The sequence below is a fragment of the Canicola haemoglobinophilus genome, assembly GCF_002015075.1.
Lineage (GTDB): Bacteria > Pseudomonadota > Gammaproteobacteria > Enterobacterales > Pasteurellaceae > Canicola > Canicola haemoglobinophilus.
The window spans coordinates 1-5,536 of sequence record NZ_MUXZ01000007.1 but is presented as its reverse complement, the minus strand read 5'-3'; the positions used below and the strand labels follow the sequence as shown (position 1 = coordinate 5,536).

General features: G+C 35.7%; 3 protein-coding genes. 1 reads left to right on the top strand and 2 read right to left on the bottom strand.

Annotated elements, in window-relative coordinates; all coding sequences use genetic code 11:
* Positions 1–1,204, top strand: a 1,204-nt coding sequence (locus tag B0186_RS11955; protein ID WP_235817162.1) for an acyltransferase family protein, incomplete at its 5' end; no start/stop codon positions are given.
* Between the two features lie 47 nt (positions 1,205–1,251).
* Here the strand turns inward: B0186_RS11955 and pyrG are convergent.
* The gene (pyrG, locus tag B0186_RS02490; protein WP_078217824.1) at positions 1,252–2,880 is read right to left on the bottom strand and encodes a glutamine hydrolyzing CTP synthase; all 1,629 of its coding nucleotides are present in this window, start codon (positions 2,878–2,880) and stop codon (positions 1,252–1,254) included.
* A 441-nt stretch (positions 2,881–3,321) separates the two neighbouring features.
* Entirely contained in the window at positions 3,322–5,322 is a 2,001-nt protein-coding gene (gene tkt, locus B0186_RS02485; RefSeq protein WP_078217823.1) for a transketolase, read from the bottom strand.
* Positions 5,323–5,536 lie beyond the last annotated feature (214 nt).

The following is a 5,536-nucleotide window of genomic DNA, read 5'->3' as shown; positions in this document are numbered from 1 at the left end:
AACAAACAAACAAACAAATAATTTTATTGGTTTAGGAATATTCTTTGCAATTCTTTTGACTCTTTTTTTCTATAATAAATCTACGCCATTAATGCCAGGCGTTGCTTTGCTTTTACCTTGTATTTTAACCGCACTTCTTATTCATTTTTCAGCTAAAGAATCATGGATAAAATCTTTTTTATCATTCAAACTGGTTGTATGGATAGGTAAATTATCTTATTCACTTTATTTATTTCACTGGATTTTTATCGCATTCACTTATTATATTTCTGGTGAAAAAGAATTACCCCAAAGTGCGGTGTTACCAATTATTTTTCTGACTTTTATTTTTTCAATACTAAGTTACTATTTATTAGAGCAACCTATTAGAAAATCTAAATTAACTTTTAAGCAATCCTTTTTATTATTATATTTAATTCCATCATTGGTTGTGATTGGTTTTAATTTGAGTGTTCGTTCTCATATAAAAAATAAAACAAAATATTTGAAAGATAAGAGTATTGAACAAAATGTAATACCTTTGAATATTCCAAGTAAGATTTTAACTATAGGCGATTCTCATGCAGGGCATTTGGAGAATTTTTTAAATTATGTGGGATCAAAAGAAGGGTGGCGTTCAGATATTTTAAATGTTCATGAATGTATTTTATTTGTAGATAAAATGGGAAATTTAAAGAAAAATCAAAAGAAAGATTGTGCTGAATATTGGAAAAAAATTGAGTCTTATCCTGTTATTTTTATTTCTATGTTTTATGAATTAAAAAGAGGTGGTTCACCTGTTCCAAGATTTAATCCTACTTCTTATATAGTGAAAAATTTTGATGAGGAATTTCAAGCCCTGGTGAAATATTTAGCAAAAACAAAAAAAGTTTATGTTTTTGCTAATAATATTTCATTAAATCGTTCCGCACTGAGAAATGCATTTTTAGCGGAATATAAATTAGACAAGTATTTAAGCCCTATTCAAAAATTGACAGATAATAAAGTAAGCAATAATGAAATTTTACAGTTAGTTAAAGATATTCCGAATGTTACGTGGGTTGATGCGGTAAAATATTTGGGCGATACAGTGTATGTTGGAAAGAAAACGATTTATGGTGATCAGGATCATTTTACCTCATTCGGCTCTTATTATATGGGAACGTTGTTTCATGAAAAAGAGCGGTTACTTTCTCCTCAATTAGTATCAGAATTATACAAATAAGTAAAAATAGCTTGGATTTTGTTAGTTTTTCCAAGCTATTTTACTTTTTATTTTTTCTGATTTTCTTTTGCAGCTTTTACAAAACCTGCAAATAATGGGTGTCCATCACGTGGAGTTGATGTAAATTCTGGGTGGAATTGACAGGCAACAAACCAAGGATGATTTGGTATTTCGATAATTTCTACCAATTTTTTATCCGCACTTAAACCAGTTACTTTTAAACCTGCTTTTTCAATTTGTGGGCGAATAACGTTGTTTACTTCATAACGATGACGATGACGTTCTTCGATAATATCTGAACCATACAATTGACGAGCTAAGCTTCCCTCTATTAAATGACATTGTTGTGCACCTAAGCGCATGGTGCCACCTAAATCGCTTTCATCAGAACGTACTTCTAAGTTTCCTTCTGCATTTTGCCATTCCGTGATTAAAGCGATCACTGGATATTCACAAGTGCGGTCGAATTCGGAAGAGTTTGCACCTTTTAATCCTGCTACGTTACGAGCATATTCAATAAATGCCACTTGCATTCCTAGGCAGATACCTAAATATGGAATTTTGTTTTCACGAGCATATTGTGCGGTTAAAACTTTTCCTTCTACGCCACGATAACCAAAACCGCCAGGTACTAAAATACCATCTAAATCTTTTAAAATACTTACGCCTTTGGTTTCTACATCTTGCGAGTCAATGTATTTAATATTAACGGTTAGGCGATTGGTTAGACCTGCGTGTTTTAACGCTTCATTAACAGATTTGTAAGCATCGGGTAATTCAGTGTATTTACCTACCATGCCAATAGTTACCTCACCTGTTGGATTAGCTTCTTGATAAAGTACTTTTTCCCACTCAGATAAATCAGCCTCTCTACAATCAAAACGAAAACGTTGGCAAATAAAATCATCTAATCCTTGTGATTTCAATAAAGCTGGGATTTGGTAAATAGATGATACATCTTTTAAAGAAATGACCGCTCTTTCTGGCACATTACAGAAAAGAGCAATTTTCGCACGCTCATTTGGTGGGATCATGCGATCTGAACGACAAATTAGTACATCAGGTTGGATACCAATTGAGAGTAATTCTTTCACTGAATGTTGTGTTGGCTTAGTTTTTACTTCACCAGCAGTTGGAATATAAGGCACTAAAGTCAAATGCATAAAAATAGTATGTTCACGTCCAACTTGAACCGCTAACTGACGCAATGCCTCTAAAAATGGTAAAGATTCAATATCGCCAACGGTTCCACCCACTTCAACAATAGCAACATCATAGCCTGCTGCACCATCAATAACACGAGATTTAATTTCATTGGTAATATGTGGAATAACTTGAATAGTCGCACCTAAATAATCGCCACGGCGTTCTTTGCGTAAAACTTCAGAGTAGATTTTTCCTGTTGTAAAGTTATTGCGCTTAGTCATTTTAGTGCGGATAAAACGCTCATAATGTCCTAAGTCTAAATCTGTTTCAGCTCCGTCTTGCGTAACAAAAACTTCACCATGTTGGGTCGGGCTCATTGTACCTGGATCCACATTAATGTAAGGATCAAGTTTCATGATAGTAACATTCAAACCACGAGCTTCTAAAATCGCGGCTAAAGATGCAGCTGCAATCCCTTTTCCTAAAGAAGATACAACGCCGCCAGTGACAAAAATATAATTGGTAGCCATATTAAACCTATGTTTTTTGATATGAAAATAAGTGTTGGAGAACCTGTTTTAAGTACAAACAACTTCTCATAAAGACGGGACAGTAGTTTACATTAAAGGGGGCACTAACTCAATGCTATGAGAGAGCAAAATCGGGATTATTCTGCTTGAGTTTTTATTCTTAGCTGAATGAAAAAGCAAAAAAGAGCGGGTAAATTTTTTTCTTATTTACCCGCTCATAGAATTAAAATTTTCAGCATTGTGTAGCAAATTCCCCAAACCTTAAAGCAGTAAGAAAAGTAGGGACGCCACGCTGGCGTCCGAATCAAGATTTTTCAAATTCTTCGTAAAATCAAACAATTATGCTGATATTTGAAACGGACGCCAGCGTGGCGTCCCTACAACAAATACTATGCTATTTAATAATTGTGCAACTGCTACGTAATACCGAAAATTTTGTGATTATAAAATCTCTTTTGCTTTTGCTACAACATTGTCAACAGTAAAACCAAAGAGTTCAAATAGTTGATCTGCGGGTGCTGATTCACCAAAGCTATTCATACCAACAATACGTCCATTGAAGCCGACATATTTATACCAGAAATCTGAAATGCCTGCTTCAATTGCAACACGTTTTGTTACCGCACTTGGTAATACCGCTTCACGATATGCTGCATCTTGTTTATCAAATACATTAGTGCTTGGCATAGATACAACACGCACTTTCTTACCTTCAGCAGTTAATACTTCTGCCGCTTTCATTGCAAGCTCTACTTCGGAACCTGTGGCAATAAGAATTAACTCTGGATTACCGCAAGCACAATCTTGTAGCACATAAGCACCGCGTGCAACATTAGCTAATTGCTCTGAAGTGCGGTTCATTTGTGCAAGATTTTGACGAGTAAAGATTAATGCACTTGGGCCATCTTGACGCTCAACAGCTGCTTTCCATGCAATTGCTGATTCAACTTGGTCACATGGACGCCATGTTTCTAAATTTGGAATTAAACGAAGTGCGGTCGTTTGTTCAACTGGTTGGTGTGTTGGACCATCTTCCCCTAAACCAATAGAGTCGTGAGTATAAACAAATAATGAACGTTGTTTCATCAAGGCTGCCATACGTATAGCGTTATGTGCATATTCCATAAACATTAAGAATGTTGCGCCATAAGGAATGAAACCACCATGTAAAGCAATACCATTCATAATCGCTGACATACCAAATTCACGTACACCATAGTTAATATAGTTGCCGTCCACATTTTCAGTGGCACGAATTGGTTTAGAACCAGACCATAAAGTTAAGTTTGAGCCTGCTAAATCTGCTGAACCGCCTAAAAACTCTGGTAATAATTTTGCATAGGCTTCAATCGCATTTTGTGATGCTTTACGGCTTGCAATAGTCGCTGGATTTGCTTGTAATTTTTCTACGAAAGCTTGACTTTCTGCCGCCCAATTTGCTGGTAATTCACCTGCTAAACGACGTTTAAATTCAGCCGCTAATTCTGGGTAAGCTTTCTCATAAGCGGCAAATTTTTCATTCCATGCATTTTCTGCTTCCTGACCTTTTTCTTGTGCATTCCATTGTGCATAAATATCTGCTGGAATTTCAAAAGGCGCATGGTTCCAATTTAATGCTTGGCGAGTTAAAGCAATTTCTTCATCGCCTAATGGCGCACCATGGCTATCATGAGTATTTTGTTTATTTGGAGAACCATAACCAATAATCGTTTTGCAAATAATTAAAGTTGGTTTATTTTTTTCTGCCTGAGCTTGTTTTACAGCTTCAACAATTTGCTCTGCATTATGTCCATCAATAGCAGGAATAACATGCCAACCGTAAGCTTCAAAACGTTTTTGTGTATCATCTGTAAACCAACCGTCCACATGACCATCAATAGAAATATTATTGTCATCATAGAAAGCAATTAATTTACCTAATCCCAAAGTTCCCGCTAACGAGCAAGCCTCATGTGAAATCCCTTCCATTAAACAGCCATCACCTAAGAAAACATAAGTATGATGATCAACAATATCATGACCTTCACGGTTAAATTGAGCGGCTAAGGTTTTTTCTGCAATCGCCATACCAACAGCGTTAGTAATACCTTGACCTAATGGACCTGTAGTGGTTTCAACACCAGGTGCATAACCATATTCTGGGTGTCCTGGAGTTTTAGAATGAAGTTGACGGAATTGTTTTAAATCTTCGATAGAAAGGTCGTAACCTGTGAGATGAAGTAAGCTATAAATTAGCATTGAGCCATGACCATTAGATAACACAAAACGGTCACGGTTTGCCCACTGAGGATTTGTTGGATTATGATTTAAAAAATCACGCCATAACACCTCAGCAATATCCGCCATGCCCATAGGCGCACCTGGATGCCCAGATTTTGCTTTTTGTACTGCATCCATACTTAAAAAACGGATTGCATTTGCCAATTCTCTACGAGTTGCCATTATTATTCTCCTGTGAATTTATGTTGGATTATTAGGTCGGCTATTCTAACTCATTTTCCGCCAAAAAAAGCGAATTAATTTAAACAAATCACGAAAATCTAAGGAGTTAAATTATTTAACCTCATTCGAATAAAAATGCTCGTCATTATGCATTTAAACTGACATAATTACCCAATTTATTATTTCTAGCTAATTAATTTTATAGGCAAACACA